The 26,588-nt window shown below is 54.4% G+C and carries 21 protein-coding genes; 6 read left to right on the top strand and 15 right to left on the bottom strand.

Annotated elements, in window-relative coordinates:
- Window positions 1-120 precede the first annotated feature (120 nt).
- From panB to thpR, 14 genes are all read right to left on the bottom strand, one after another.
- Window positions 121-915: a 3-methyl-2-oxobutanoate hydroxymethyltransferase gene (gene panB / locus J4645_RS13680; RefSeq protein WP_000043005.1), complete on the bottom strand. Its 795-nt coding sequence runs from the start codon at window positions 913-915 to the stop codon at window positions 121-123.
- Window positions 916-1,035: 120 nt separating this feature from the next.
- Window positions 1,036-2,304 carry a fimbrial-like adhesin gene (locus tag J4645_RS13675; protein WP_071667759.1) on the bottom strand — a complete coding sequence of 423 codons (1,269 nt, stop codon included), beginning with the start codon at window positions 2,302-2,304 and terminating at the stop codon, window positions 1,036-1,038.
- A 21-nt stretch (window positions 2,305-2,325) separates the two neighbouring features.
- Window positions 2,326-2,910, bottom strand: coding sequence for a fimbrial-like protein (locus tag J4645_RS13670; RefSeq protein ID WP_023892065.1), 585 nt, complete (start codon window positions 2,908-2,910; stop codon window positions 2,326-2,328).
- A gap of 11 nt (window positions 2,911-2,921) precedes the next feature.
- Window positions 2,922-3,530, bottom strand: a complete 609-nt coding sequence (gene staE / locus J4645_RS13665) for a fimbrial protein StaE (RefSeq protein ID WP_000745164.1) — start codon at window positions 3,528-3,530, stop codon at window positions 2,922-2,924.
- A 14-nt stretch (window positions 3,531-3,544) separates the two neighbouring features.
- Window positions 3,545-4,111 carry a fimbrial protein gene (locus J4645_RS13660; RefSeq protein WP_001549988.1) on the bottom strand — a complete coding sequence of 189 codons (567 nt, stop codon included), beginning with the start codon at window positions 4,109-4,111 and terminating at the stop codon, window positions 3,545-3,547.
- Entirely contained in the window at window positions 4,098-6,704 is a 2,607-nt protein-coding gene (locus J4645_RS13655) for an outer membrane usher protein (RefSeq protein WP_023212433.1), read from the bottom strand. The genes J4645_RS13660 and J4645_RS13655 overlap by 14 nt, the downstream gene beginning before the upstream one ends.
- A gap of 59 nt (window positions 6,705-6,763) precedes the next feature.
- The gene (locus J4645_RS13650; RefSeq protein WP_000019793.1) at window positions 6,764-7,501 is read right to left on the bottom strand and encodes a fimbrial chaperone; all 738 of its coding nucleotides are present in this window, start codon (window positions 7,499-7,501) and stop codon (window positions 6,764-6,766) included.
- Window positions 7,502-7,766: 265 nt separating this feature from the next.
- Window positions 7,767-8,360, bottom strand: coding sequence for a fimbrial protein (locus J4645_RS13645; protein ID WP_000756783.1), 594 nt, complete (start codon window positions 8,358-8,360; stop codon window positions 7,767-7,769).
- Between the two features lie 403 nt (window positions 8,361-8,763).
- Entirely contained in the window at window positions 8,764-9,243 is a 480-nt protein-coding gene (gene folK / locus J4645_RS13640; RefSeq protein WP_000150780.1) for a 2-amino-4-hydroxy-6-hydroxymethyldihydropteridine diphosphokinase, read from the bottom strand.
- Window positions 9,240-10,637 carry a polynucleotide adenylyltransferase PcnB gene (gene pcnB / locus J4645_RS13635; protein ID WP_204100804.1) on the bottom strand — a complete coding sequence of 466 codons (1,398 nt, stop codon included), beginning with the start codon at window positions 10,635-10,637 and terminating at the stop codon, window positions 9,240-9,242. Before pcnB ends, folK begins: the two co-directional genes overlap by 4 nt.
- A gap of 161 nt (window positions 10,638-10,798) precedes the next feature.
- The gene (gluQRS, locus tag J4645_RS13630; protein ID WP_001549989.1) at window positions 10,799-11,695 is read right to left on the bottom strand and encodes a tRNA glutamyl-Q(34) synthetase GluQRS; all 897 of its coding nucleotides are present in this window, start codon (window positions 11,693-11,695) and stop codon (window positions 10,799-10,801) included.
- A 68-nt stretch (window positions 11,696-11,763) separates the two neighbouring features.
- Window positions 11,764-12,219, bottom strand: a complete 456-nt coding sequence (gene dksA / locus J4645_RS13625) for an RNA polymerase-binding protein DksA (protein ID WP_001155232.1) — start codon at window positions 12,217-12,219, stop codon at window positions 11,764-11,766.
- Window positions 12,220-12,395: 176 nt separating this feature from the next.
- Window positions 12,396-13,100 carry a DNA/RNA nuclease SfsA gene (sfsA, locus tag J4645_RS13620; RefSeq protein ID WP_000899412.1) on the bottom strand — a complete coding sequence of 235 codons (705 nt, stop codon included), beginning with the start codon at window positions 13,098-13,100 and terminating at the stop codon, window positions 12,396-12,398.
- Between the two features lie 16 nt (window positions 13,101-13,116).
- Window positions 13,117-13,647 carry an RNA 2',3'-cyclic phosphodiesterase gene (thpR, locus tag J4645_RS13615; RefSeq protein WP_001294185.1) on the bottom strand — a complete coding sequence of 177 codons (531 nt, stop codon included), beginning with the start codon at window positions 13,645-13,647 and terminating at the stop codon, window positions 13,117-13,119.
- Between the two features lie 72 nt (window positions 13,648-13,719).
- On the opposite strand from thpR, the gene hrpB reads away from it, so the two are divergent.
- From hrpB to fhuB, 6 genes are all read left to right on the top strand, one after another.
- Window positions 13,720-16,149: an ATP-dependent helicase HrpB gene (gene hrpB / locus J4645_RS13610; protein WP_023376910.1), complete on the top strand. Its 2,430-nt coding sequence runs from the start codon at window positions 13,720-13,722 to the stop codon at window positions 16,147-16,149.
- Between the two features lie 140 nt (window positions 16,150-16,289).
- Window positions 16,290-18,809 carry a bifunctional glycosyl transferase/transpeptidase gene (mrcB, locus tag J4645_RS13605; protein ID WP_000918126.1) on the top strand — a complete coding sequence of 840 codons (2,520 nt, stop codon included), beginning with the start codon at window positions 16,290-16,292 and terminating at the stop codon, window positions 18,807-18,809.
- A 292-nt stretch (window positions 18,810-19,101) separates the two neighbouring features.
- Window positions 19,102-21,291: a ferrichrome porin FhuA gene (gene fhuA / locus J4645_RS13600; protein WP_000113219.1), complete on the top strand. Its 2,190-nt coding sequence runs from the start codon at window positions 19,102-19,104 to the stop codon at window positions 21,289-21,291.
- A gap of 48 nt (window positions 21,292-21,339) precedes the next feature.
- The gene (fhuC, locus tag J4645_RS13595) at window positions 21,340-22,137 is read left to right on the top strand and encodes a Fe3+-hydroxamate ABC transporter ATP-binding protein FhuC (protein ID WP_001157204.1); all 798 of its coding nucleotides are present in this window, start codon (window positions 21,340-21,342) and stop codon (window positions 22,135-22,137) included.
- A complete protein-coding gene (gene fhuD / locus J4645_RS13590) occupies window positions 22,137-23,027 on the top strand; it encodes a Fe(3+)-hydroxamate ABC transporter substrate-binding protein FhuD (RefSeq protein ID WP_208208981.1) in 891 nt (296 codons plus the stop codon). Before fhuC ends, fhuD begins: the two co-directional genes overlap by 1 nt.
- 14 nt (window positions 23,028-23,041) lie before the next feature.
- Complete coding sequence (gene fhuB / locus J4645_RS13585) at window positions 23,042-25,081, top strand: Fe(3+)-hydroxamate ABC transporter permease FhuB (protein ID WP_023214794.1); 2,040 nt, start codon at window positions 23,042-23,044, stop codon at window positions 25,079-25,081.
- Between the two features lie 84 nt (window positions 25,082-25,165).
- Here fhuB and hemL read toward each other — a convergent pair whose 3' ends face one another.
- A complete protein-coding gene (hemL, locus tag J4645_RS13580; RefSeq protein ID WP_000045251.1) occupies window positions 25,166-26,446 on the bottom strand; it encodes a glutamate-1-semialdehyde 2,1-aminomutase in 1,281 nt (426 codons plus the stop codon).
- Between the last annotated feature and the right edge of the window lie 142 nt (window positions 26,447-26,588).

Below are 26,588 nucleotides of genomic sequence, written 5' to 3'. Positions count from 1 at the left end.
GACTCCTTGAGTTGCCTGATGATCCTGCCCGATGGCGCTGCGCTTATCAGGCCTACATCCGTTGAGGATCTGTAGGCCGGATAAGACGCGTCGCGTCGCCATCCGGCACGGTTAGAAAAATTAGTGAAAGCTGTGTTCTTCGCCCGGATAAACGCCGGACTCCACTTCAGCTATATACTGCCGTACAGCCGCGCGCATGTCGCCCGTTTCAGCGAGGAAATTTTTCGCAAATTTAGGGATATGGCCGCCGGTGATGCCGAACGCGTCGTGCATTACCAGGATCTGCCCGTCGGTAACGTTGCCCGCGCCGATGCCGATCACCGGAATCGACAGCGCTTCGGTCACGCGCTTCGCCAGTTCAACCGGCACGCACTCCAGCACCAGCAACTGCGCGCCAGCGGCTTCTAAGGCCAGCGCATCATCCAGCAGCACTTGCCCTGCGTCGCCGCGCCCCTGAATTTTATAGCCGCCGAAGATATTCACCGACTGCGGCGTCAGCCCCAGATGGCCGCACACCGGCACGGCGCGTTCAGTGAGCATTTTCACCGTATCAACCAGCCATGCGCCGCCTTCGATCTTGACCATATTGGCCCCGGCGCGCATCACGATGGCCGCGTTTTCAAACGCCTGTTCCGGCGTGGCATAAGCCATAAACGGCAGGTCGGAGAGCAGCAGGCAGTTCGGCGCGCCACGGCGAACGGCGCGGGTATGGTAGGCGATATCTTCCACGGTGACCGGCAGGGTGGAGTCGTGCCCCTGAATTGTCATGCCCAGGGAGTCGCCCACCAGCATCACGTTGATGCCTTCATCGGCGAACAGTTTGGCAAAGCTATAGTCGTAGGCGGTGATTGTCGCGAAGCGCTTCTTTTCCTGTTTGCATTTTTGCAGCAGTGAGATAGTGGTGGGTTTGCTCATAACCTCTCCGGCCATAATATTGATGAATAGAATGGCCGCATTGTAGGGGAATGATCGAAGAAAGTGTTAGCGCTTTGTGGGAAAGGAAAAACCGGCAGAGGAGGTCTGCCGGAATAAACATCAGGGATAAGTAATGGTGAATTTACCCGTAGCTTTGAATTTTCCTGGGGTTATCGCTTTGTTACCATCCTGTTTCAGGGTCGCCTGGAAATTCATTACCTGCTCAGCATTCCCAATTTCGCTATTTTCGTAATCCGGGGAATTAGTAAAAGAATAAATAGAACTGCTGATGTTTGGCTTAAGTAAGGTCCAGTCAGCAGGACTGTTTGGATTTTTCTCCCCTTCGATCATGACACCGATACCACCAGCCGCCTCACTGCCGGTAAGTGTATTACCGAGCAAGGTGTTATCCTGCCCTCCTACCGTTGCAGAACTTAACGTAACATTCAATTCTTTAACGTAAGCGCAATTACTGAGCTTTATGGAAAATTTGCGGTTAATGGTATTCGCCGAAATGTCTTTGGCATTCTGTTCCCCAAATGGAACCGTTGAATTTGTTACCCCATCGCCTGTGACCGCATTGGCCTGGCAGGTAGGATAGTTAATCGTCAACTGATTTGGTGCTATATTGTAATATACATTATATGAGCCTGAGAAGGCTGGTGATGAAGCAAATTGATAATCATACGATTGTTCTTTTCGTAGCGAGACAGATAACGAAGTTGCTCCGGCAGGATTAAAAGAGTCATCAATATACAAATGATATTTAACCCACAGAACAATACCGCCTAATCCAAAATAGGTCCAGTTGGTTGGCCTCTGACAGAGTTCGAAACGACCATCCTTTGGCATGATATTTGTTAAATCAAATTTTTTTGCGCCGGACGTTTCTCCGTTGCTCCAGTTTACCCAGAATTTTTCATTCCAGTATTGGCCGCCAAAGTTGATGCTGGTGACTTCGATACCCATGTACATACCAGGAGTATTAGTTTCCCATAACATATTACCGTTGTAGGTTTTACCGGAGTTCTTGTAGCCATGATACAGTGTCAGGACATGGTTATCGCCATCTTTGTTACAACTTAGCCCAGTACCGGGGTCGAGTTCTGTCGCATCATTCGATACGGAGATTTCACGCAGCCCTGAGCCGTTATGAATAGCTATTGGATTAAGCATGTTTTTGGGCGCATAGGATTTTGTAAAATCCTGCATCGCTCCCCATACGTTTCCCCCTTCATTCTTTGTATATTGGCCTACATATAGTGACCAGCCATACGAAGGCGTCACAAAAGAAACGAAAGATAACAGTAATAATGATATGATTTTAACGACACTCTTTAGTCTCTGAGTGTTTAATAGCATCAGTCGGTGAACGCATTTTGTTATCATAATAGTTAACTGGTCCTCACGTTATTCGTATTCAACATTTACCAGCACGCGGCTGCTGAGTTTGCCGGGGACGACCACGTCGTTACTGAGGACTTTCTGCATCCGGGCATAAAACGTCCATGAGGTATCGCTGTATGTCGTCGCGGCAAAGGTTGCCCGCGAGGAGCCATCGGTGTTCAGAACGTTATGGCGGGGTGACTCGGTGGTAAAAATCACTACGCCGACGTTGGAGGCACCGTCTGTGCTGGTCGCTAAATCATTGGCAAACACCTGCTTATTACCGGTAACGAACTGCCCGCTCTGTGGTAAGAAGTTAAACGTGACGTTCGTGATTGCGCCGCCGCTAACCGGGCAGCTTATCAACTTAATCAGAAATTCCTTGCCGCCCCCGTAGTCCGTTTCCGCCGTGATGCCATCGGCAAAGTAACTCGGCCCGACGGTCGCTAAACTGACTGTACCATTACCGTCAATTTCAATCTGGCAGGTATCTTTCTGCACGGTGGCGGTAAAATCCACGTTGGTGTCGGCATACAGCGGCGCGATAAACAGGGCTGTTGCCAGCCCTGAAAATAACGTGGCGAGCATGAGTCTGCGCAAACGTCTCATTGGTATCACCATTACTGGTAAGTGATGGTGAAGGTGGTGGGGGAATAGAAGTCACCTGCTGTTAGCGCAGTGATTGCATAACCGGTAACCGGCACCATGCGAGCGCTTAACGGATAATCAACCGGTGTGGTTGAACTTGCACTGCTCAGATCAATCTCTTGCGCATTTTTGTTACGGCAGTGGAACTGGACGCTGTTAGAACCTTCCGGGGTATCTGTTGTCCAGAGTTCAACAGCGGTTCTCTGTGCTTTAGACGTCGCTGTGGAGGCGTTGGCAAATTCTGCGTTAGTCGAATCGCTGCCTGCGCAACCTGCATCTCTTGGCGCAATGACCAAAGAGGCTTTTTTATCTTTTAATCCCGCGCAGTCACTGAAGCGCAGTTTAAAGCTTTTGACTTTTGTTTTGGCAAAAACTTCCGAAATGTAGACGTTGCCAAATGCGATAGTATCGGTGGCGGTTTCACCGTCCAGCACCGATGCGGAGCAGGTTCCCGCCGTGATGTTGGCATTTACCGTTAAGTCCAGGCTGGCGGTGCCATCGGCCTGCGCCATTGTTGATACGCCCGCGGTCATGGTCGCCAGTGCGCCTAAGATTACGCCGCGCAATACTTGCTTTTTCATTATCATCGTCCCTGTTATTGATAAGTGAAGTTAAACGTAGCGGTAGAGCTGAAGGCACCCATGGTACCCGCGCCGTCGGTCAGTTCACGCAGCGCAACCGTCATCTCTACTTCGTTTGCTGTGCGCTCGTCGTCAGTCCAGGTAATTGAACCGGAGCCTGGCGTGAAATAGGTTTCATCGGTGGTGCTCTTACGCTTAAAGCCCATACCAATATTGCTGGCCGCATCGGACGCCGCAGACTGGTTTTTAATAAAGTTGCCGCTGGCATCCGCAGAGCTGCCGAGTGCGGTGGTAATTTTCGTCAGGGCGGCACTGCAATCTTTCGCCACAAACTTAAAGTTTTTCTGCGATTCCGCTGATTTTTTTATGATTTTATCCAACCCGACATCGCCGACATTCAGCGTATAGCCGCTGGTAGCATCACCCGATACGTTCGAGCCATCTAACGCCGCAATCGACATGCTGCACGTCGTGGCCAGCACGGTAGCGGTAAAGTCAACGTTGATATCTTCCGCCTGACTGGTCAGTGGAAATATCATCGCGAGCACAGAGGCTGCTAAAAGGTGCTTATTCCTTCTCATTGTCTATTCCATTTGATTTAAGGTTATTAACACGACAGGTTACGTGGTCTAACAGTAAGGTCTGGCTGGACCCTACCGTTTGTTGCGTTGCAGGCAACGCAAAGGTTGCTGAACAAGTTACTGGCTGGTTTTCTTCAAACCAACGTACTGAGAGTTCGCCCGCATCGCTGATACCGCGAACAAAAGCCTGTCCGCCCTGGCCCATGTTGCCGATCTGCACATCGTTCTCGTAGATTTCTGCGCCAAACGGCAGAGCTTTGCCGTCATTGCGGGACATGTTAAGAATGACCGAGCGTCCCTGGTCGGTTTCAAAACTGGCTAAGACCACCGCGCCATCGCGCGGCACCAGAGTTGCGCTGGTGCTCTTAAGCTCAACGTCGTTTTCCAGTGTGTCGATATCGACATTGACCAGGTTTTCTCTGTAGGCGGAAAGCGAGTTTGTCGCGCCGTAGCCCCAGCGATCGATGGTGCTGTTGCCACCATTGATGCGTGCGCCTTTCGCACCGGGGGCTTTTACCAGCACGATGGCATCGCTATTACCGAAGTTATCGTTAGTGAATGTCAGGCCGCCGCCATGCAGGACAAAGCCCCCGTTTGTCGCGAGCGAATATTGTCGGCTGCTATCGTTATTGGCAGAGGCTGAGGCCGAAATATCTCCCCACGGGGATTGATAGCTGGCATAGCCGCCGATATCAGAGATGCTCTTGCCCTCTTTCTGCATGGTATAACCCGTATTTACGCTATAGTTCAGCATATTGTCTTTGCTGCTACCGCTGCTGTTCATGCTCAGGTTATGGCCACCGTTAAAGTCCGTCCGCATCTGCGTGGAGAGGGTGTTAAAACCGGAACGGCGACTCTCCCCGCCAAGCAGGTTGGCGAGCGGAATACTCAGGTTGATATAGAGCGAATCATCTTTTTTACCGTCTTCATCCCAGGTGCGTTGCAGGTTGACGCTCATGCTGCCCCATGAGAAGCCTTTGCCGTAGCCCAGCGTATAATCGCTGCGGCTGTCGCCCGTCGCCCAGTAATCGGTCCAGGAGCCTGAGAGATAAAAGGAACCGTAATCCGTTTCGCCATACTGTAACGGCTGGCTGATGCTGAGGGTGATCTGGTTTTTCAGGCGCGCAAAGTTATTCATGGTGTTGCGCTGGTCGTCATCCCCATATTTCGCTTCGTCGATCAACTGAAGCGCATCGTTCAGCCCCAGATAATTCTGGGTTGAATAGCGGTAGGCCGCCACGTTAAACGAGGTATCAGTGGCTTCAATCAGCTTGTTCCACGTTAAGCGGTAGCTCTGCCCCTGATAGGTTTTATCGTCAGGGATCTCCGTGCGGGAGTGGGTGACGTCCAGCGCGATGGCGCCAAACGGCGTGTTGAGGCCCATGCCGAGCAACCCCGCCAGGTAGTGATTATCGGTAGCCTGAACGCCAGTATAGGCGGTCAGATAGTTGTTCAAACCGTAATAGTAGGTACCCTGCGCGACATACGGATTATCGTGAAGATCGTCGTCATTCACTTCCCCGGCGCTGACATCCCAGCGCCCGACGCCGGGTTTTTGCATCTGCATTACCGAGGAGAAGGGCTGGCTAAAGGTACGCTTGCTGCCGTCGGCCTCTTCGATAGTGACGATGAGGTCGCTCCCGTAGCCAGAAGGGCTGAGATCGTTAATCTCGAACGGACCTGGCGGCACCGTTGATTCATAAATTTTGTAGCCGCCCTGGGTAATGGTGACTTTGGCGTTGGTATTGGCGACGCCGCGGATCACAGGGGCGTAGTTGGCAAGCTGTGACGGTAGCATACGGGAGTCACTGTACAGACGCACCCCGCGAATGCTGACCGAGTCGAAAGTCTCGCCAGTGGTGTACGCCTCGCCTAACATCAGTTGCGAGCGCAGCGCAGTGAGATCGCGCTGGATGTAGCGGTTCTGAAAATCGAAGTTACTGCCGCTGTTATTGTTCCAGTTATAGTTACCGTTGGCGCGAAAACGCCATGCTCCGAGGTTAATACCGGTATTGAAAGCGGCGTACATATTGTCGTTATCGACACCGTGATTGGTATTGTGATAGCCGTTAATGTTGTAGGAGAGGAGCGCGGCCGGGATTCCGTTTTCCCATAGCGACGGTTCCACATAGCCGTCATAACTTTTGTTAATCCATGCCTGAGGCACGACGATATCCAGGCGCTGGTCGCCCATATCAAACGTCACGCTGGATTGTTCAATCAGCGCTGGCAGGTTTAAGCAATCGCTGCTCTCGTCGTCGCCTTTCTTCAAAATGGCTTTTTCGCCGACGTTTTGCGGCGACTTAATGTGTAGCTGCGCCAGATTTTTCATGGTCAGGCAGGCCTCGGCGCTTTTTTTGCCGATGTCGATAAACGGGATGGTCTGGCTGGCGACGGCCTTCTCATTGACAAACACTCTCACGGTGTACGTTCCCGCTGGCGTGGGGTTGCCATTAGAATAGCGGCTGACATCAATAGACGTAGCGCCATCGCCCATCAGAAATGTGCTGTCGTATTCAACGATGTCCGCAGCCAGGCCGGGCTGACTGTAAAACAACGCACAGCACATCGCGAGCAACGTCTTTTTTGGCATGGTCCTGGTTGTGGAAACGTTTTGCACCGTCTTTTTCATCCTGCTTTGTGATAACGTCATTACAGTGAAGCTGAGCCAGCGATGATGCCGCCGTAGTCATTAATGGACTGGAATTCCAGTTTGCCTGCGCTGGCGTTTTGCAGTCCTTTCACCGTGAAGGCGGCTTTGCCAAAGGGGGCAACCATGGTCGCGTCGACGTCATAGCGTTTTCCGCCGCTGGTGTAGGTGGCAGAGTTAAAGGAGACGTAATACGGAGTCGGGTTATCGGCGCGAAGAACGGCATGGCCCTGTTCGCTGGCGACCTGCCATTTCAGCTGTTTTGCCGCTTCTGCCGGGGCGCCCGGTAAACCCGTCGGGCGATAAAATAGTTTGATGCGGGTGCGAAACGCCAACTGGAGCAAATTCTTATTTTCTTCCTGGTTGGTATTTGCCTTCGGTGGAACTTCCAGCACGTTGAACCAGAAAACGCTTTCGCGATCTTTCGGTAGCGATTCTGTGGCGGTATACATAATTTTTATCGACTGCCCGCGCTTAGGTTCTATTCGTGATACCGGCGGCGTGGCGGCGAAGGGCGCTTTAATACTGCCCGGCTCGGCATTATCATTGCCGAGATCTATCCAGTTCTGAACTAATAATGGGCTTTTACCTTTATTTTCCAGACGCACGCTGACATCTTTTTTATTTGCATCATAAATAATACGCGTGCCAGAAATAATAATATCGGCCTGGCTGGCAGAGCTAAATAATGCCCCGGTCAGAGCGATAGCAGACAAAGTAAACTTTAAAGAGTGAGACATAAGCCGTCCTTGCTGTATTGAATATCCGAAACAGGGTAAGTAGCGCCGAAATTTGCTACTACCCTGCAATGTGCATCGTCTGTAATACTGTCTGTTAAAGACAGCGAGACTGATGACAAACACCGAAGCTGAATAAATGTTGGGTTTTATTTAACCCGTAAAAATTAACTCATTTATATTCATTGAGTTATTGGTTTTATGGGGCAAGACGCAGTCCAACATTAAACAGCACCAATAGCGTTGTCAGCAATCTGAGAGGCGACTATTACTCGTAAGTAAAGGTATAAATCGCATTGGTGGAGACCAGACCGGTTGTCACGCTGGCACCTGCATCAGACGATTTCACGTAAGACGCTTTAAAGTTGTAGGTTGCGATACCGTTGGTAAAGCTTTCTTCCATCGTGTTAGAAGGATCGTTGATTTTCACCAGCGAGAGAGCGTTGGCATCGTCAACATGGTGAACCGCGATATCAACCGCTTTCGCCGCCTCGATACCGCTGCGGGTCAGCGTTTCGTCGTTATCCAGGGTGCCCTTCGTATTGCTAAAAGAGGAGGACATCGTCAGATGTGATTTCACCAGGCCTGCGCCAGCATCGGAGCAGTCGATAATGATGGAGAAATCTTCTGCGTTTACGCCTGCGGTGCTGTTTTGAACTTCTGCGGTAACATCGCTAACGTGTGCGGTTTTCAGAGTAACCGTACCGTCGATATTGCTATTACCAACAGCGGAGCTGACGACTTTTTTACAGGTTTCAGCGCTGACCAGACCTTCAAAATTAATACGACCACCTTCGACAGCCATAACGGAAGAAGAGCCTAAAGCCATAAATACGGCTGTCGCCAGGAGAACTTTTTTCATACTTGCATCCTTACAAAATGAGATAAATGTACCACTTCAATAAGATTAAAGAGGGACGGCACATTTTATGCGTATATTTCATTATGTAAAATAACGAAATATTATATGTTTGTTTAAACGATATTTGTGGTGAATTTTTTTTTCAAAAGCAAAAATGCTGATTAGGCTTATATGTTTTTTAATGATGTTTAAAAACAAGATAGTACATTAAATCCGCAAAAAAAGCGGCTTTAGGGGGAGAGGGATGTTAATGAATTCACTGAATCAATTTAATAATTTTACATATAAATGACATTCATTTTTGCTAAACAATCTTTTAAGTGAAAATAACGATTGGATTTATTCCATTAATTAGTGAGCGAAGTAATAATACAGGTTTCTTAAAAATAATATTAATTAAAAATTACCAGTATGCTGGTGCGGGGGTATGTTGATGAACAAGCTGCGTCAGCGCGACGCCATCGTCGGGGAAGCGCAGTTTTGGAGCGATCTCAAACAGCGGCCACAGCATAAAACCGCGGTTTTTCATGTCGTAGTGCGGAACCGTCAGACGGTCGGTGTTAATCACTTCATCGCCAAACAGCATAATGTCGAGGTCCAGCGTGCGCGGCCCCCAGCGTTCCGCTTTGCGCACCCGGCCCTGTTGCAGCTCAATGCGCTGGGTATGGTTAAGCAATTCTTCGGGGGCGAGGGCGGTATCCAGCGCCACCGCGGCGTTCAGGTAATCGGGCTGATCCTGTGGGCCAAGCGGCGGCGTGCGGTAAAACGAAGAAACCGCGACGATACGGCTATCGGGAATGTTGGCGATAGCCTTCAGGGCGGCATTAACCTGCTCCAGAGGAGAGGCCAGATTACTGCCAAGCGCGATATACGCGATCGTCATACGGTGCCCTCGCGGCGCGGCGCGCGTTTGCGCGGACGTGAACGGCGGCGGCGTGGAGCAGGATCGTCGTCCAGCTCGTTGAGCATTCCTTTTTGTTCCGGCGGCGCGGAAGCCTGAAACTCGGCCCACCACTGCGCCAGACGTTGCAGCTCAGTATTATTTTCCACCTGAGCGCGCAGCTCCAGCAAATCAAACGCGGCGCGGAATTTGGGATGTTCCATCAGCTTCCAGGCGCGTTTGCCCTGACGACGGGACATCCGTAACTGAAGCTGCCAAATATCACGGGTAAGCGTGGTCAGACGTTTCGGGATCGCCAGCGAACGGCAGGCTTCATCCAGCACGTCATTCATGGCCAGCGCGAAAGCGTCGTAATAGGCCAGACCGCTCTCCTGAGCGATTTTTTGCGCCATTTCCAGCAGCGGATACCAGAACATGGCGGCAAACAAAAATGCCGGATTAACGCGCATTTCGTTACGGATGCGGTTATCCGTATTCTTCAACACCAGCGCAATGATGCGTTCCATTGCGCTGTCGCCGTTTTCGGTGAAATAACGCGTAATGGTAGGAAACAACGGCTGGAAGAGGTGGTATTCCCGCAGTTGTTGATAGGTTTCAAAACCGTTCCCCGCCTGCAACAGCTTCAGCGACTCTTCGAACAGGCGCGCGGGAGGAATGTCGTTTAGCAAGGTTGCCAGACGCGGGATTGGCTCAGCCGTTTCAGGGCTGATACGCATATTGAGCTTCGCAGCGAAACGCACGGCGCGCAGCATTCGAACCGGATCTTCGCGGTAGCGCGTTTCCGGATTGCCGATCAGGCGAATCACGCCTTCTTGCAGATCCTGCATCCCGCCGACGTAATCGCGCACGGTAAAATCCGCCACGCTGTAGTAAAGGCTGTTGATGGTGAAATCGCGGCGCTGGGCATCTTCTTCGATAGAGCCGAAGATATTATCGCGCAGCAGCATACCGTTTTGCCCACGCTGGGAGGTCGTACGGTCGCTTTCACTGCCTTCATGATGACCACGAAACGTTGCCACTTCGATAATTTCCGGGCCAAACATCACGTGAGCCAGGCGGAAACGACGCCCCACCAGACGGCAATTGCGGAATAATTTCCGTACCTGATCCGGTGTTGCGTTGGTGGTCACGTCGAAATCCTTCGGCTTTTTGCCGAGCAGAAGATCGCGGACGCCGCCGCCGACCAGGTAGGCTTCATAGCCCGCTTTGTTCAGCCTGTACAGTACCTTGAGGGCATTTTCACTGATATCTTTGCGGGAGATAGCGTGCTGTTCACGCGGGATAATCGTCATATGTGGACGGGCGACGGCTTGTTCTGCCTCGCTCTCCTCGCGGCTTAACACCTTACGGCAAAAATTAGCGACTCGGGTAAAAATAGCGCACCTCGGTAGTGTCATACATTAATAAGATCAACTTACTCTATGTCTTTCGCATTACGGCAGACGGGCGTAAGAGAACAACGCGACCTGGGCTGTAAGCATCATTAACGCCGCAGCAATGCGAAAGACGATGAGCAAAAATAGCGGCTAATCATAGCTCAGCGAGACGCATTTGAGAATGCCGGATTTACATTAGCCGATGTGGGTACGGCTGCAAGCCTCCAGTGCTCCACCGCAAAGCGCAGCAACTCCTCAACAGACATCTCCTGCCACGCTACGACGTCGCGTTGGCCTAAAAAGCGCAATGCCTGGACCAGTACTGGGCGCGGATCGCCTGTCGCAAGCGCAGGGGCATGATTTTGCTTGGAAAGTTTAGCGCCTTGTTCGTTGAGCGCCAGCGGAAGGTGCACGTAACCAGGCGCACGCCAGCCAAACTGTTTATACAGAGAAAGTTGTCGGACAGTGGGTTCGATTAAATCTGCGCCGCGGACGATCTCCGTCACCCCCTGAAAATGATCGTCGACCACCACGGCCAGATTATAAGCAAACAGTCCGTCGCGGCGGTGGATAATAAAATCTTCGCTCGCCAGCTGTGGGTCAGCCTGGATGTCGCCGCGCAAGGCATCATGGAAACGCATCACCGGATGCTGCTGTTTAATTCTGACGGCGGCATTCTCCGGCCCGTGGTATAACGTCCGGCAATGGCCGTCGTAAATACCGCCCAGACGTTGAATGCGCGAGCGGGGGCAAGTGCAGTAGTAGCTCAGTCCCTGCTCGTGAAGCCAGGCCAGCGCCTCGCGATAAGCCTCATGACGCTGTGATTGCCATAAGACCTCGCCATCCCAGTGCAGGCCGTAATGTTCCAGCTGGCGCAGAATGGTCGCTGCGGCACCGGGAACTTCACGTGGGGGGTCGATATCCTCTATACGAACGCGCCAAATTCCGCGTTGCGCACGGGCTTGTAGATAGCTGCCGAGGGCGGCGATTAACGAGCCGAAATGCAGTTCGCCGGATGGCGACGGCGCGAAACGGCCAATATAGTGTGAGTCAGTCATGCTGCGGGCAATAAAGAATAAGGCGGGAAAACTCCCGCCTGTCATAAATAGGGTAGAAACGAACGGGATTAACCCGCCATCTGTTTTTCGCGAATTTCAGCCAGCGTTTTGCAGTCGATGCACAGATCGGCTGTTGGACGCGCTTCCAGGCGGCGGATACCAATCTCCACCCCGCAGGACTCGCAATAACCGAAGTCTTCATCTTCCACTTTCTTCAGCGTCTTCTCGATCTTTTTGATCAGTTTGCGCTCACGGTCACGATTACGTAACTCCAGGCTAAACTCCTCTTCCTGCGCGGCGCGATCGACCGGATCGGGGAAGTTGGCGGCTTCGTCCTGCATGTGCGTCACAGTGCGATCGACTTCATCCCGGAGTTGATTACGCCATGCTTCAAGAATACGCTTGAAGTGCGATAGCTGGGCTTCGTTCATATACTCTTCGCCCGGTTTCTCCTGGTACGGCTCCACCCCAGCGATGGCGAGAATACTCAGGGACGATGTTTTACGGTTTTGCCCTTCTTGCATGTTGCTTCTCCTTAACACGCACTATCGATCCCCATGTTCGGGGGAAAATCAGGTCGCTATAAATAGCAGATGCTTTTCCGGATAGCAATTATCTAAACGTAACACTTGACAACCCTGTGAGGAAAAGCGTATTTACGCACGCGGCCAGAATACTTAATAATCAGGCTGTTATTCCACTACAACGTTATGGGTACTGGTTCGTTCAGTTCCATTTTTTGGGCTGAAAGTTCTGCTTTATAAGCTAAAACTTCCACGCCTTTATTCTGAGCCTCGCTCAATAGCTGCGCGTATTTTATATCGATATGACGTGCGGGTGAAAAACGTGTAATGGCGGAGTGCAGCACCGCGAACACCACCACCGCGCGATGACCTGCCGCCGCAACGCCCATCAACTCCCGAAGATGTTTTTGCCCTCGTTCGGTGATGGCGTCGGGAAAATAACCGTTTTCTTTTTCCGCTAACGTGACCGATTTCACTTCAATATAGCAGTCCGGGCGGAAATCTGCCTGTAACATAAAATCTATACGGCTGCGCTCGGCGCCATATTTGACTTCACTTTTCAGAATATTGTACCCCGCCAGCGCCGGCAGGCGATTCTCCTGAATCGCTTCTTTCGTTAGCTGGTTCGCCCGCAGCGTATTCACGCAAATGAATGCGCCGGATTGCGTTTCAGTCAATTCCCAGGTATGCGGATATTTGCGTTTAGTATTTTCTGATGTCGAATACCAGACGGTATCGCCTGGCGTGGCGCAGCCGGTCATCGCGCCGGTATTAGGACAGTGCAGCGTAAGCGTCGTACCGTCAGGGGTGATCACATCGGCTAAAAAACGTTTATAGCGCTGAATCAACGTAGCGCGTTGTAAAGGGGGGGAGAATAGCATCGACATTCCTTCATTATTATTCGCCCAGCGTCCAGCGCTGCAGCTCGGCATAGCGGGTACGGCCTTGCCCATACGAAGAGGCGTAAAGCGCAAATGACGTAACCGGAAATGACCAGCAAAAGCCCGGCGGCGGGATAGCCACCGTATGGCTGGCGTCGCGCAGCAGCGTAATATGCGGGTGAAAAGGCTGCGGGCTTTGGTAACAACCGCTGCGGGCGGCCTGCGCGCGCAGCATATTAGCCAACTGCAACAACCCGCGCGGCGGATGGCGCATCCCCAGCCACACCACGCGTGAACGCAGCCACTGACCGGCGTCATCCAGATGTAGCGTAAAGCCCGGCTGGCGAATTCGTCCGGCCAGTTGCGCAAGCGCGCGCTGCTTATCGTTACTGACGTCGCCTAAAAAGGCCAGCGTCAGGTGCAGGTTCGCCGCTGCCACGGGGCGTCCGTCTTCAGACGCAAAATGAGCGGCGCGCCAGGCGATAATTTGCGTGCGCGCGTCGTCGGGTAAGTCAATCGCAAAAAACAGCCGTTTTGGCTCAGACATAGGGATACTCGGTTATGGATTAACACGATGCTACAATGCGGCGCAAAGAAAGTTAACCCCGTGGAGCCGTTTGTGACGTCATTGCCCGTTGCCGCCGTATTGCCTGAATTGTTGACAGCCCTAAAAACCGCGCCGCAGGTTTTGTTGTCCGCGCCTACCGGGGCGGGGAAATCCACCTGGCTGCCGTTGCAACTCCTGCAACAAGGTCCGGTTGCTGGAAAAATCCTCCTGCTTGAACCGCGTCGTCTGGCGGCGCGTAATGTCGCGCAGCGTCTGGCGGAAGCGTTGAATGAAAAGCCTGGCGAAACGGTAGGCTACCGGATGCGCGCGCAAAGCTGCGTGGGGCCGCGTACCCGGCTGGAAGTAGTGACAGAAGGCGTATTGACCAGAATGATTCAGCGCGATCCCGAATTACGCGGCGTGGGGCTGGTGATACTGGATGAGTTTCATGAGCGCAGTTTACAGGCGGATTTAGCGTTGGCGCTGTTGCTGGATATCCAGCAAGGGCTTCGTGACGATCTCAGGCTGTTAATCATGTCAGCGACGCTGGATAACGACAGGCTCTGTCAGCGACTGCCTGATGCGCCGACGATCGTCTCGGAGGGGCGCGCGTTCTCGGTGGAGCGACGTTATCAACCGCTTGCGGCGCATTTGCGTTTTGATGAAGCCGTCGCGATGGCGACAGCGGAACTGCTGCGCCATGAAAACGGTTCGCTGCTGCTATTTTTACCCGGCGTAGGCGAAATACAGCGCGTTCATGAACATCTGGCGTCGCGGGTAGGGAGTGATGTCCTGCTTTGTCCGCTGTATGGCGCATTGTCTCTGGAAGCGCAACGCAAAGCGATTGTTCCCGCCCCCGCCGGGATGCGTAAAGTGGTGTTGGCGACTAACATTGCCGAAACCAGTTTGACGATTGAAGGGATTCGTCTGGTCGTCGATAGCGCTCAGGAGCGCGTGGCGCGATTCGATGCGCGAACGGGACTGACGCGGCTGGTTACGCAGCGTATCAGTCAGGCGTCAATGACGCAGCGCGCGGGGCGCGCCGGACGACTGGCGCCGGGTATCTGTTTACATCTGCTGGCAAAAGAACAGGCGGAGCGGGCGGCGGCGCAAAGCGATCCGGAAATCTTACACAGCGACCTCTCCGGTTTGTTGATGGAGGTGTTGCAGTGGGGATGTCACGATCCGGCATCGCTTTTCTGGCTGGACAGGCCGCCGGAGGTGAATCTTCAGGCCGCCCGCCGTTTATTATTGATGTTAGGCGCGCTGGAGGGCGAGCGATTAAGCGCGCGGGGGCGGAAAATGGCGGCAATGGGTAACGATCCGCGTCTGGCGGCGATGTTAGTCAACGCCGGCGAGGGCGATAGCGCCACCACCGCCGCCATGCTCGCGGCCATCCTTGAGGACCCGCCGCGCGGCGGCGGTACGGATTTAAGCGGGCTATTTTCGCGGCGACAGCCGGGCTGGCAGCAGCGTAGCCAGCAGCTTTTAAAACGGCTGCAGGTGCGTAATGGCGAGCCGGATAGCGCGCTTATTATGCCGCTGTTGGCCAGAGCATTTAGCGACCGCATCGCGCGGCGTCGTGGTCAGGAAGGGCGCTATCAGTTAGCCAATGGTATGGGCGCGATGCTAGATGCGGATGACGCGTTGGGACGTCATGAATGGCTGATCGCGCCGCTGTTGCTGCAAGGTAGCGCCTCGCCGGACGCCCGAATATTGTTGGCGCAGCCGCTGGATATTGCCTCGCTGATTCAGTCGTGTCCTGATTTACTACGCCAGTCTGACACGGTTGAATGGGACGAAGCGCAGGGAACGTTGAAAGCGTGGCGCAGAATGCGTATTGGACAGTTGACGGTTAGCGTTCAGCCACTGGCGAAGCCGTCTGAAGAGGAGCTTCATCAGGCGATGCTGAACGGCATCCGCGATAAAGGTCTGGCCGTCCTTAACTGGACGCCGGAAGCGGAGCAGTTCCGTCTGCGTCTACACTGTGCGGCGAAATGGCTGCCGGAATATGACTGGCCTGCCGTGGATGAGGCGTCGCTGCTGGCGACTCTGGAAAACTGGTTGCTGCCGCACATGACAGGCGTACAGTCGTTACGGAGTCTGAAATCTCTGAATGTGACTCAGGCGTTACGGGGACTGCTTGACTATGCCATGCTGCAACGTCTGGATAGTGAACTGCCTGGGCATTACACTGTGCCGACGGGAAGCCGAATAACGATTCGTTATCATGAAGATAACCCGCCCGCGCTGGCGGTCAGAATGCAGGAAATGTTTGGCGAAGCGAAGACCCCAACCATCGCTCAGGGCCGCGTGCCGCTGGTGCTGGAACTGCTTTCGCCAGCGCAGCGACCGCTACAGATTACGCGCGATTTAAGCGCTTTCTGGCAGGGGGCGTATCGCGAAGTGCAAAAAGAGATGAAGGGCCGTTACCCCAAACATGTCTGGCCGGACGATCCGGCGAATACGGCCCCAACGCGGCGCACGAAGAAGTATTCGTGACGTGTTATACGTTGCCTCCAGGCCGGATAAGGCGTTAATCGCCATCCGGCAAAAGGGCAAATTGAGAGATTTCTTCTTCTGTCGTCTGGCGGAAGAATAGAGAATCGGGCCTTTGCGCCTGTATGTTGCGGAGAAAAAGCATGGCGGGGAATGACCGCGAGCCGATTGGACGTAAGGGGAAACCGTCACGTCCTGTGAAACAAAAGGTGAGCCGTCGTCGGCAGCATGACGACGATTATGATGATGACTATGAGGATGAAGAACCGATGCCGCGTAAAGGTAAGGGCAAAGGGCGTAAGCCTCGTGGCAAGCGCGGCTGGCTGTGGCTATTGCTAAAACTGTTTATCGTTTTTGTGGTGCTGTTCGCCATTTACGGCGTCTATCTGGATCAAAAAATCCGCAGCCGTATTGATGGCAAGGTCTGGCAGCTTCCGGCGGCGGTATATGGCCGGATGGTGAACCTTGAGCCAGACATGCCTGTCAGCAAAAACGAGATGGTGAAATTGCTGGAAGCGACGCAGTATCGTCTGGTGACGAAGATGACCCGTCCCGGCGAATTTACCGTGCAGGCCAATAGCATTGAGATGATCCGTCGTCCGTTTGACTTCCCGGACAGCAAAGAAGGGCAGGTGCGCGCGCGGCTGACGTTCAGTGACGGGCGTCTGGAAACCATCGTCAATCTGGATAACAACCGCCAGTTTGGCTTCTTCCGTCTCGATCCGCGGCTTATCACCATGCTTTCTTCGCCAAATGGCGAGCAGCGTTTATTCGTCCCGCGCAGCGGTTTCCCGGATCTGCTGGTCGATACGCTGTTGGCGACGGAAGATCGTCATTTCTATGAGCATGATGGCATTAGTCTTTACTCTATCGGGCGTGCGGTGCTGGCCAACCTGACGGCGGGACGCACGGTGCAGGGGGCCAGTACGCTGACCCAGCAGCTGGTGAAGAACCTGTTCCTCTCCAGCGAAAGATCATACTGGCGTAAAGCGAATGAAGCCTACATGGCGCTGATCATGGATGCCCGTTACAGTAAAGATCGTATTCTTGAGCTGTACATGAACGAGGTCTACCTCGGTCAAAGCGGGGACAATGAAATTCGCGGTTTTCCGCTGGCGAGCCTGTATTACTTTGGTCGTCCGGTAGAGGAACTGAGCCTCGATCAGCAGGCGTTACTGGTGGGGATGGTAAAAGGGGCGTCGATTTATAACCCGTGGCGCAACCCGAAACTGGCGCTGGAGCGTCGTAACCTGGTGCTACGCCTGTTACAGCAGCAGAAAATCATCGATCAGGAACTCTATGACATGCTGAGCGCGCGTCCGCTTGGCGTACAGCCGCGCGGCGGCGTTATTTCACCGCAGCCAGCGTTTATGCAGATGGTTCGTCAGGAACTGCAGGCGAAGCTGGGGGATAAAATTAAAGATCTCTCCGGCGTGAAGATCTTCACCACCTTTGACTCCGTGGCGCAGGATGCCGCAGAAAAAGCCGTTGTCGAAGGCATTCCGGCGTTGAAGAAGCAGCGTAAATTGAGCGATCTGGAAACCGCGATGGTGGTGGTGGATCGCTTTAGCGGCGAGGTGCGCGCGATGGTTGGCGGGGCGGAGCCGCAGTATGCCGGCTATAACCGTGCCATGCAGGCGCGCCGTTCCATCGGGTCGCTGGCGAAACCGGCGACCTATCTGACCGCGTTAAGTCAGCCGAACTTATACCGTCTGAACACCTGGATTGCCGATGCGCCGATTTCGCTGCGCCAGCCGAATGGTCAGGTCTGGTCGCCGCAGAACGACGATCGTCGCTACAGCGAAAGCGGGAAAGTGATGCTGGTGGATGCGTTAACTCGCTCAATGAACGTACCGACGGTCAATCTGGGGATGGCGTTAGGTTTACCGGCGGTAACCGATACCTGGACGAAGCTCGGCGTGCCGAAAGATCAGCTCAATCCGGTTCCGGCGATGCTGTTAGGGGCGCTGAACCTGACGCCGATCGAAGTGGCGCAGGCGTTCCAGACTATCGCCAGCGGCGGAAATCGCGCGCCGTTATCAGCGCTGCGTTCGGTGATTGCGGAAGATGGTAAGGTGCTGTACCAAAGTTATCCGCAAGCTGAACGCGCTGTACCGGCACAGGCGGCTTACCTGACGCTATGGACAATGCAGCAGGTCGTCCAGCGTGGTACGGGGCGTCAGCTTGGCGCGAAATATCCGGGTCTGCATCTGGCGGGTAAAACCGGGACGACAAACAACAATGTCGATACCTGGTTTGCCGGTATCGACGGCAGCCAGGTGACTATCACCTGGGTAGGCCGTGATAACAACCAGCCGACGAAATTGTACGGTGCCAGCGGCGCGATGGCGATTTACCAGCGCTATCTGGCGAACCAGACGCCGACGCCTTTAGTTCTGACGCCGCCGGAAGATGTGGTGGATATGGGCGTTGATTACGACGGTAATTTTGTCTGTAGCGGCGGTATGCGCACTCTGCCGGTCTGGACGGACGATCCAAATACGCTGTGCCAGCAGGGCGAGATGATGCAGCAACAGCAGCCGTCAGGCAATCCGTTCGATCAGTCGTCTCAGCCGCAACAGCCTGCGCAGCAACAGCCGCCGAAAGAAGAGAAGAGCGACGGCGTTGCCGGCTGGATTAAGGAGATGTTCGGCGGCAATTAATCACGGTAATAGTGCCGGGTGGCGCTGTGCTTACCCGGTCTACACCGTTACGACTCCATTACGCGCGACGTAGGCCGAATAAGATGCTTACGTCGCCATCCGGCAAATCCCCTATAAATAACATTTCAGTCTAATTTATTAACCCTTCCTTTTCATCTGGTTGTTTCTTAACCCCTTAGTTTTCGTAGGGCCGCGTATCGCTTGCCATTGCGACGATATTTCGCCTATCATGCTGCGGTTATAATAATAATTATCGTTTACGTTATCATTCACTTTCATCAGAGATATACCAATGGCGCGTCTTAAAACTGCTCAGCCAAACTCCTCACTGCGTAAAATCGCAGTTGTAGTAGCCACAGCGGTTAGCGGCATGTCTGTCTATGCACAGGCGGCGGTTCAACCGAAAGAAGAAACCATTACCGTAACCGCAGCGCCTGCCGCGCAGGAAAGTGCCTGGGGGCCGGCTCCGACCATTGCCGCGAAGCGTTCCGCCACCACCACCAAAACTGATACACCTATCGAAAAAACGCCACAGTCGGTTTCGGTGGTCACTAACGAAGAGATGCAGATGCATCAATTCCAGTCAGTAAAAGAAGCGTTGGGTTACACGCCGGGCGTAACGGTAAGCAGCCGCGGCGCTTCCAATACCTATGACTTCGTGATTATCCGTGGCTTCTCTTCCGTCGGCCTGAGCCAGAATAACTATCTGGATGGCCTGAAATTGCAGGGTAACTTCTACAACGATGCGGTTATTGATCCCTACATGCTTGAGCGTGTTGAGTTGATGCGTGGCCCAACGTCCGTTCTCTACGGTAAGAGCAACCCGGGCGGTATCATTTCGATGGTTAGCAAGCGGCCGACTACTGAGCCGCTGAAAGAAATTCAATTCAAAATGGGGACGGACAATTTGTTCCAGACCGGTTTTGATTTTAGTGATTCCCTGGATGACAACGGTGAGTTCTCATATCGTCTGACGGGACTGGCGCGTTCGACAAACGAACAGCAAAAGAGCTCTGAGTCGCAGCGCTATGCGATTGCGCCCTCTTTTACCTGGCGTCCGGATGAGAAAACGAATTTTACGTTCCTTTCTTATTTCCAGAACGAACCAGAGACCGGCTACTACGGCTGGCTGCCGAAAGAGGGAACGGTTGAACCATTACCGAATGGTAAACGTCTGCCAACGGATTTCAACGAAGGGGCGTCAAACAACACCTATTCTCGTAACGAGAAAATGGTGGGATACAGTTTCGAGCATGGCTTCAACGACACTTTTACCGTGCGCCAGAATTTACGTTTTGTCGAAATGAAAACCGCGCAAAAAAGCGTCTATGGCACGGGGATTGCGGCGGACGGCCATACGCTTAACCGCGGTACTATCGTTGACAACGAGCGTTTACAGAATTTCAGCGTAGATACACAACTGGAAAGTAAATTCGCGACCGGCGATATTGATCATACGTTGCTGACGGGTGTCGATTTCATGCGTATGCGTAATGATATTAACGCGACGTTTGGTAGCGCGCCGTCAATCGATCTCTATAACAATTACCATCCTGAATACTTTGCTTTCGGCGGCGCTGAGCCGTACCAGATGAACGAAAGTAAACAAACAGGCCTCTATGTTCAGGATCAGGCGGAATGGAATAAGTGGGTATTTACTCTCGGCGGCCGCTATGACTGGTCTAAACAAGCGACAACGGTGCGTCAGAATTCCACTACGCCGACAGAAGGATATATTGAACGTAATGACCACCAGTTCACCTGGCGCGGTGGCGTAAACTACGTATTCGATAATGGAATTTCACCTTACTTCAGCTATAGCCAATCTTTCGAGCCAAGCGCCTTCGATTTGTGGAGCACCCCACGCGTTTCTTACAAGCCGTCAAAAGGCGAGCAATATGAAGCAGGGGTGAAATATGTACCGAAAGACATGCCGGTTGTTGTTACGGGGGCCGTTTATCAGCTGACCAAAACCAATAACCTGACCGCCGATCCAACCAACCCATTAGCGCAGGTGCCGGCAGGCGAAATTCGTGCGCGAGGTGTAGAGCTGGAAGCCAAAGCAGCATTGACGGCTAACATCAATATGACGGCGTCTTACACTTATACTGATGCTGAATACACGAAAGACACTAATCTGAAAGGGAATACGCCAGAGCAGGTGCCTGAACACATGGCGTCGTTGTGGGGCGATTACACCTTCAACGACGGTCCGTTGTCAGGTTTAACGCTGGGAACAGGCGGTCGTTTTATTGGTTCCAGTTACGGCGATCCGGCCAATAGCTTCAAGGTAGGCAGCGCAGCGGTGATGGATGCGGTCGTCAAGTACGATCTGGCGCGTTTTGGTATGGCGGGCTCCAGCATTGCGGTTAACGTTAATAATCTGCTCGACCGCGAATACGTCGCCAGCTGCTTCCAGACCTACGGCTGTTTCTGGGGCGCAGAACGTCAGGTCGTTGCAACGGCAACCTTCCGTTTCTAATTTCTTTTTGGGCACGGCTTGCCGTGCCCGTTTTACAAGTTGGCTGCGATGCAGGAAAACCACATTCATTCCGATACCACCTTTGCGCTGCGAAGCGTCGCCTTTCGTGTGCCGGGCCGCACGCTTTTACACCCTCTCTCGTTAACGTTTCCCGCAGGTCGCGTCACCGGACTTATCGGCCATAATGGTTCCGGTAAATCCACGCTGTTAAAAATGCTGGGCCGCCATCAGCCGCCTTCCGAAGGGGATATTCTGCTCGACAATCAGCCGCTGGCGAGCTGGAGCAGCAAGGCGTTTGCCCGCAAAGTTGCCTATCTGCCTCAACAATTGCCGCAGGCGGAAGGAATGACGGTGCGCGAACTGGTAGCGATTGGCCGCTATCCGTGGCACGGCGCGCTGGGGCGCTTTGGCGTCGCGGACCGGGAAAAAGTAGACGAGGCGATTACGCTGGTCGGCTTAAAACCGCTGGCGCATCGTCTGGTAGACAGTCTTTCCGGCGGCGAGCGCCAGCGCGCGTGGATTGCCATGCTGGTCGCGCAGGACAGCCGTTGTCTGCTGCTGGATGAGCCGACGTCAGCGCTGGATATCGCCCATCAGGTTGACGTGCTGGCGCTGGTGCATCGTTTAAGCCAGCAGCGCGGGCTGACGGTGGTTGCGGTGCTGCACGATATCAACATGGCGGCCCGCTACTGTGATTATTTAGTCGCGCTACGCGGCGGTGAAATGATTGCGCAAGGAACGCCTGCGGAACTGATGCGCAGTGACACGCTGGAGCAGATTTACGGTATCCCGATGGGTATCCTTCCGCATCCAGCGGGCGCGGCACCTGTGAGTTTTGTGTATTAATGCGTGATTTATATCCTCTTACTCGCCGCCGTTTATTAACGGCGATGGCGCTCTCGCCGCTGCTGTGGCAAATGAATACGGCGCAGGCTGCCGCTATCGATCCCCGCCGGATTGTGGCGCTGGAGTGGCTGCCGGTTGAGCTGCTGCTGGCGCTCGGTATTACGCCTTATGGCGTGGCGGACGTGCCAAATTATAAGCTGTGGGTTAGCGAACCGCCGTTGCCGGATTCGGTGATTGATGTGGGTCTTCGTACTGAACCCAATCTCGAACTGCTGACAGAGATGAAGCCGTCGTTTATGGTCTGGTCGGCAGGTTACGGATCCTCGCCGGAAAAATTGGCGCGGATCGCGCCGGGGCGCGGGTTCGATTTTAGCGACGGCAAAAAGCCGCTGGCGGTGGCCCGACGCTCGCTGGTTGAACTGGCGCAGACGCTGAATCTGGAAGCTGCGGCAGAAAAACATCTGGCGCAATACGATCGCTTCATCGCCAGCCAGAAGCCGCATTTTATCCGCCGCGGGGGGCGTCCGTTACTGATGACGACGCTTATCGATCCACGGCATATGCTGGTGCTCGGCCCGAATTGCCTGTTCCAGGAGGTGCTGGACGAGTATGGCATTGTCAATGCCTGGCAGGGTGAAACCAACTTTTGGGGCAGTACGGCGGTCAGCATCGATCGGCTGGCGATGTATAAAGAAGCGGATGTGATCTGCTTCGATCACGGGAATAGCACCGATATGAACGCGCTGATGGCAACGCCGCTGTGGCAGGCCATGCCGTTTGTCCGCGCCGGGCGCTTTCACCGGGTGCCCGCCGTTTGGTTCTATGGCGCGACCCTCTCCACGATGCATTTTGTCCGCATCCTGGATAACGTGTTGGGAGGCAAAGCGTGAGCAGAAAACGTGAAATGCCGGATGGCGGCGCGAAAAACGCCTTATCCGACCTACGGTTCGGGTGCTTTGTAGGCCGGATAAGGCGAAGCCGCCATCCGGCGTTGCTGTTATTGGCGCTGTTTGTTGCCGCCTGCTGGCTGACATGGGGTAACTTCTCCGTTGCGCTACCGCGCAGTCAGTGGCAACAGGCTATCTGGTCACCGGATATCGACATCATTGAGCAGATGATTTTTCATTACAGCCTGCTGCCAAGACTGGCGATTTCGCTGCTGGTGGGCGCGGGGCTTGGGCTGGTAGGCGTCCTGTTCCAGCAAGTATTGCGTAACCCGCTGGCGGAACCGACCACGCTGGGCGTGGCGACCGGCGCGCAATTGGGGATCACGGTGACTACGCTATGGGCGATTCCCGGCGCGCTGGCGACGCAGTTTGCCGCCCTGACGGGAGCCTGTATCGTCGGCGCGCTGGTGTTCGGCGTGGCGTGGGGCAAACGTCTGTCGCCAGTGACCCTGATCCTCGCCGGGCTGGTGGTTAGCCTCTATTGTGGCGCCATCAACCAGTTACTGGTGATTTTCCACCACGATCAGTTGCAAAGCATGTTTTTATGGAGCACCGGAACGCTGACGCAAACCGACTGGAGCGGCGTGCAGCGTCTGTGGCCGCAGTTGCTGGGCGGTGTGATACTCACATTATTGTTGCTACGTCCTATGACGCTGATGGGGCTGGATGACGGCGTTGCGCGTAATCTGGGTCTGGCGCTGTCGTTAGCGCGTCTGGCGGCGCTGTCGCTGGCGATTGTGTTGAGCGCGCTGCTAGTCAACGCGGTGGGCATTATCGGTTTTATCGGCCTGTTTGCGCCGCTGCTGGCGAAAATGCTTGGCGCAAGACGTCTGCTGGCGCGCCTGATGCTGGCGCCGCTCATTGGGGCGCTTATTTTGTGGCTATCCGATCAGATTATCCTTTGGCTCACCCGCGTATGGATGGAGGTCTCCACCGGTTCAGTGACGGCGTTAATCGGCGCGCCGCTGCTCCTGTGGCTGCTGCCGCGGCTTAAAAGCATGAGCGCGCCGGATATGAACGCCAGCGATCGTGTGGCGGCGGAACGTCGGCATGTCCTCGCTTTTGCCGTTGCCGGTGGCGTGCTCCTGCTGCTGGCAACATGGGGCGCGCTCTCTTTTGGTCGCGATGCGCACGGCTGGACGTGGGCGAGCGGAACGCTGCTTGAAGAACTGATGCCGTGGCGCTGGCCGCGGATACTGGCGGCGTTAATGGCGGGCGTTATGCTGGCGGTGGCGGGCTGCATTATTCAGCGTCTGACCGGTAATCCAATGGCCAGTCCGGAAGTGCTGGGGATCAGTTCCGGAGCCGCGTTTGGCGTGGTGTTGATGCTGTTTTTGGTGCCGGGGAATGCCTTCGGTTGGCTACTGCCCGCCGGAAGCCTGGGCGCGGCGGCGACACTGCTGATTATTATGTTAGCCGCCGGACGCGGCGGTTTCTCGCCACAACGGATGTTGCTGGCGGGGATGGCGCTCAGCACCGCGTTTACCATGCTGCTAATGATGCTCCAGGCGAGCGGCGACCCGCGGATGGCGGAAGTGTTGACCTGGATCGCAGGATCTACCTATAACGCCACTGGCGGGCAGGTTACGCGAACCGCGATCGTGATGGTGATTTTGCTGGCAATTGTGCCGTTGTGTCGCCGCTGGTTAACGATTTTGCCACTGGGCGGCGATGCCGCGCGCGCGGTGGGCATGGCGCTTACGCCGTCGCGTATCGCGCTGCTGGCGTTGGCGGCTTGTTTGACGGCAACTGCGACGATGACCATTGGGCCGCTGAGTTTCGTTGGACTGATGGCGCCGCATATTGCGCGGATGCTCGGTTTTCGCCGGACGATGCCGCATATGGTCATCTCGGCGCTGGCAGGGGGCGTTTTACTGGTCTTTGCCGACTGGTGCGGCAGGATGGCGCTATTTCCGTATCAGATCCCGGCGGGACTGCTTTCAAGCTTTATTGGCGCGCCGTACTTTATCTATTTGCTACGTAAACAGAGCCGCTGAGTTTGCCGGATGGCGGCATAAATGCCTTATCCGGCCTACGGCGTAGAATGTAGGCCGGGTAATCGTCACCCGGCAATTCATCCTTTACAATTTCGCAAACACCCGGCGCGCGGCGTCAATAGTACTATTAATGTCGTCCATGCTGTGTGCGACCGACATAAAACCCGCCTCAAACGCCGATGGCGCCAGATACACGCCTTCCTCCAGCATCAGGTGGAAGAAACGCTTAAAGCGTTCAACGTCGCACGCCATCACGTCCTGATAGCAGGTTACGCTCTCAGCGTCGGTGAAGAAAATCCCGAACATGCCGCCGACGTGGTTGACGACCAGCGGAATATTCGCTTCTTCGGCAGCTTCCAGCAAACCTTCCGCCAGACGGGTGGTGAGCTCATCCAGCGTTTCATGAATGCCGGGCTGGGCGACTTCATTCAGGCAGGCGAAACCGGCCGCCATCGCAATCGGGTTGCCGGAAAGGGTGCCCGCCTGGTAAACCGGGCCCGTCGGCGCCAGCGCATCCATTACATCGCGACGACCGCCAAACGCGCCTACCGGCATCCCGCCGCCGATGATTTTACCCAGACAGGTCAGGTCCGGCACGACGCCGTAGTAATCCTGGGCTCCGGCCAGCGCTACGCGAAAACCGGTCATCACTTCGTCGATAATCAGCAGCGCGCCGAACTCATCGCACAAGGCGCGCAGACCTGGCAGGAATTCCGGCAGCGGCGGGACGCAGTTCATATTGCCCGCCACGGGTTCGACGATGATACAGGCGATTTCCTGCGGATATTGTTCAAACGCCGCGCGCACTGACGCCAGATCGTTATAAGTGCAGGTCAGCGTATGTTTCGCGAAATCTGCCGGCACGCCCGGCGAGTTCGGCTGACCGAGCGTCAGCGCGCCAGAACCGGCTTTGACCAGCAGACAGTCTGCGTGGCCGTGGTAGCAGCCTTCGAATTTGATAATCTTATCGCGGCCAGTAAAACCACGCGCCAGGCGAATAGCGCTCATCGTCGCTTCGGTACCGGAGTTCACCATGCGCACCATGTCCATGGTCGGCACCAGGTTGGTGACCAGTTCCGCCATTTTCACTTCCATTTCGGTTGGCGCGCCGAAGCTTAAACCGCGCTCCGCAGCTTCGATCACCGCATTGCGGATAGCCGGGTGGTTATGCCCCAGTACCATTGGCCCCCAGGAACCGACATAGTCGATATACGCTTTGCCATCGACATCGTACAGATACGCGCCGTCCGCTTTTTCGATAAACAGCGGGGTGCCGCCCACGCCAGTGAAGGCGCGAACAGGGGAGTTCACACCGCCGGGGATCAGCTCGCGGGCCGCGCTATAGAGATTTTCAGACTTACTCATGGAAAGATTCCTGGTTCGTAGAAAAAGTGAATACCCGCTATTCTAAGTTATTCAGAGAAGGTTATGAAAGTTTTACGCATTTGAAACAATACGATTTGCAGGGGATTTTCACGGCGTTGGCGAGTAGAATGCCGACTTTAGA

Origin of the sequence: Salmonella sp. 32082101201600294FB01SM01 (assembly GCF_017572865.1) — a bacterium.
GTDB classification, from domain to species: Bacteria; Pseudomonadota; Gammaproteobacteria; order Enterobacterales; family Enterobacteriaceae; genus Salmonella; species Salmonella enterica.
This window is presented reverse-complemented; position numbering and strand designations above follow the sequence as displayed.

Excerpts from the sequence above, each read along its gene's own strand:
- panB (WP_000043005.1), bottom strand. The coding sequence starts at position 915 with ATGAGCAAACCCACCACTATCTCACTGCTGCAAAAATGCAAACAGGAA.
- J4645_RS13675 (WP_071667759.1), bottom strand. The coding sequence starts at position 2,304 with ATGATAACAAAATGCGTTCACCGACTGATGCTATTAAACACTCAGAGA.
- J4645_RS13670 (WP_023892065.1), bottom strand. The coding sequence starts at position 2,910 with ATGAGACGTTTGCGCAGACTCATGCTCGCCACGTTATTTTCAGGGCTG.
- staE (WP_000745164.1), bottom strand. The coding sequence starts at position 3,530 with ATGAAAAAGCAAGTATTGCGCGGCGTAATCTTAGGCGCACTGGCGACC.
- J4645_RS13660 (WP_001549988.1), bottom strand. The coding sequence starts at position 4,111 with ATGAGAAGGAATAAGCACCTTTTAGCAGCCTCTGTGCTCGCGATGATA.
- J4645_RS13655 (WP_023212433.1), bottom strand. The coding sequence starts at position 6,704 with ATGCCAAAAAAGACGTTGCTCGCGATGTGCTGTGCGTTGTTTTACAGT.
- J4645_RS13650 (WP_000019793.1), bottom strand. The coding sequence starts at position 7,501 with ATGTCTCACTCTTTAAAGTTTACTTTGTCTGCTATCGCTCTGACCGGG.
- J4645_RS13645 (WP_000756783.1), bottom strand. The coding sequence starts at position 8,360 with ATGAAAAAAGTTCTCCTGGCGACAGCCGTATTTATGGCTTTAGGCTCT.
- folK (WP_000150780.1), bottom strand. The coding sequence starts at position 9,243 with ATGACGATCGCGTATATCGCGCTTGGCAGTAATCTGGCCTCTCCTCTG.
- gluQRS (WP_001549989.1), bottom strand. The coding sequence starts at position 11,695 with ATGACTGACTCACACTATATTGGCCGTTTCGCGCCGTCGCCATCCGGC.
- dksA (WP_001155232.1), bottom strand. The coding sequence starts at position 12,219 with ATGCAAGAAGGGCAAAACCGTAAAACATCGTCCCTGAGTATTCTCGCC.
- sfsA (WP_000899412.1), bottom strand. The coding sequence starts at position 13,100 with ATGCTATTCTCCCCCCCTTTACAACGCGCTACGTTGATTCAGCGCTAT.
- thpR (WP_001294185.1), bottom strand. The coding sequence starts at position 13,647 with ATGTCTGAGCCAAAACGGCTGTTTTTTGCGATTGACTTACCCGACGAC.
- mrcB (WP_000918126.1), top strand. The coding sequence starts at position 16,290 with ATGGCGGGGAATGACCGCGAGCCGATTGGACGTAAGGGGAAACCGTCA.
- fhuA (WP_000113219.1), top strand. The coding sequence starts at position 19,102 with ATGGCGCGTCTTAAAACTGCTCAGCCAAACTCCTCACTGCGTAAAATC.
- fhuC (WP_001157204.1), top strand. The coding sequence starts at position 21,340 with ATGCAGGAAAACCACATTCATTCCGATACCACCTTTGCGCTGCGAAGC.
- fhuD (WP_208208981.1), top strand. The coding sequence starts at position 22,137 with ATGCGTGATTTATATCCTCTTACTCGCCGCCGTTTATTAACGGCGATG.
- fhuB (WP_023214794.1), top strand. The coding sequence starts at position 23,042 with ATGCCGGATGGCGGCGCGAAAAACGCCTTATCCGACCTACGGTTCGGG.
- hemL (WP_000045251.1), bottom strand. The coding sequence starts at position 26,446 with ATGAGTAAGTCTGAAAATCTCTATAGCGCGGCCCGCGAGCTGATCCCC.